This is a genomic window from Saccharicrinis carchari (assembly GCF_900182605.1).
In the GTDB taxonomy this organism is placed as follows: domain Bacteria; phylum Bacteroidota; class Bacteroidia; order Bacteroidales; family Marinilabiliaceae; genus Saccharicrinis; species Saccharicrinis carchari.
In genome coordinates this window covers 1-1,655 of the sequence record NZ_FXTB01000029.1, presented here as the reverse complement: position 1 = coordinate 1,655, position 1,655 = coordinate 1, and the positions used below count along the sequence as shown (strand labels likewise).

Sequence of the window (1,655 nt, the reverse complement as noted above, 5' to 3'; positions counted from 1 at the left end):
CCTGACTTCGACACTTTTCTGAGGATTAAATCATAAATAACACATAATCAGCCTTATATATCTTTTGCGAGGGTGATTTTGGGTGTCCCAGGATAATTTTGGGTATATTTAAAATGTGTTTGTTAGGAAAAAGAAAAATAAGAGCGAGGTCATCAGTGTTCAGATTATTGATAAGAGCACTGGCAAATATAAGATGATCAAGACCATTGGAAGCAGTTCTGATCCGGAAATAATCGAACATCTTGTAAAGAAGGGTAAAATTTGGATTAAGAACAGAATAGGCCAAAACGAATTAGATTTCACTTGTGAAAGAGATTTTACAGAAACGGTTCTTGATAACATTGAACAGATTACAGTGGCCGGAACTTCGCTTTTATTAGGTAACATCTTTGATGAAATAGGATTTAATGCTATTGAAGACGAACTCTTCAAACAACTTGTGATTGCACGTTTGTGTTTTCCGGCCAGCAAACTTAGAACAACTGATTTTCTCTCCAAATACCATTATCTATCAGTTGAGGCCCAACACATTTATCGGTACTTAGACAAGCTTCATAACAGTCAAAAAAAGATAGTCCAGGACATTAGTTATGCCCATTCGTTGAAAGTACTGAATAATGAAATCAATGTTGTTTTTTATGATGTTACCACACTTTACTTTGAGGTAGATAACGAGGATGAAATAAGAAAGACAGGTTTCTCGAAAGAAGGCAAGCATCAGAATCCTCAAATACTACTCGGTCTTTTAGTTAGTGTTGATGGCTATCCGCTCGCATATGAGATTTTTGAAGGCAACAAGTACGAAGGTCATACCATGCTCCCGGTTATCAATGGATTTAAAGAGCGCTACAATATCGACAAACTAACCATAGTTGCTGATTCAGGTTTGTTGACCAATGCCAATATCCAAGAACTATGTTCCAAGGGTTATGAGTTTATTCTGGGAGCAAGAATTAAGAACGAGAACACCTCAGTTAAAAACCAGATAGTAAACTTTGATTACACAGAAACATCAGAGTTGCTGATAGAAAAGAATGATGGCACCAGGCTTTTGGTAACCCACTCTGAAAAAAGAGCAAAAAAAGATAAATGCAATAGGGAGAAGGGACTTGCTAAGCTGGAGAAAAAGATAAAATCAGGAAAGCTGACCAAATCCAATATTAACAATCGGGGATACAACAAATATTTAAAAATGGATGGTGAAATAAGCTTGACAATAGACATGGAGAAGTTTGATTCCGATGGCAAATGGGATGGCCTAAAAGGGTATCTGACCAATACAAAAATGTCGAACAAGCAAATAATGGAGAACTATGCCCACTTATGGAAAATTGAAAAAGCCTTTAGAATATCAAAACATGACCTAAAAATAAGGCCTGTTTACCACCGGATCCAAAGACGAATTGAAGCTCATATTTGTATATCGTTCGTGGCTTATAAAATTTACAAAGAGCTTGAAAGACAACTTAAACTTAAAGAATTAATATTGAGTCCCGAAAAGGTAATAGATATTGCCAAAACTATCTATGCCATACAGGTAAAAACACCCAATAAACAACACATTGTCTCTAAAACAATTTTAATAACTGAGGAGCAGAAAATGTTAGCAAAATTGTTTAACTTCTAATTTGGGTGTCCCAGTGTCGAACTCAGGA

General features: G+C 35.8%; 1 protein-coding gene. It reads left to right on the top strand.

The features are described 5' to 3' along the window. The first annotated feature begins 193 nt into the window (after positions 1 to 193). On the top strand, positions 194 to 1,627 hold the full coding sequence (locus FN809_RS17635) for an IS1634 family transposase (protein ID WP_246095624.1): 1,434 nt from the start codon (positions 194 to 196) through the stop codon (positions 1,625 to 1,627). Positions 1,628 to 1,655 lie beyond the last annotated feature (28 nt).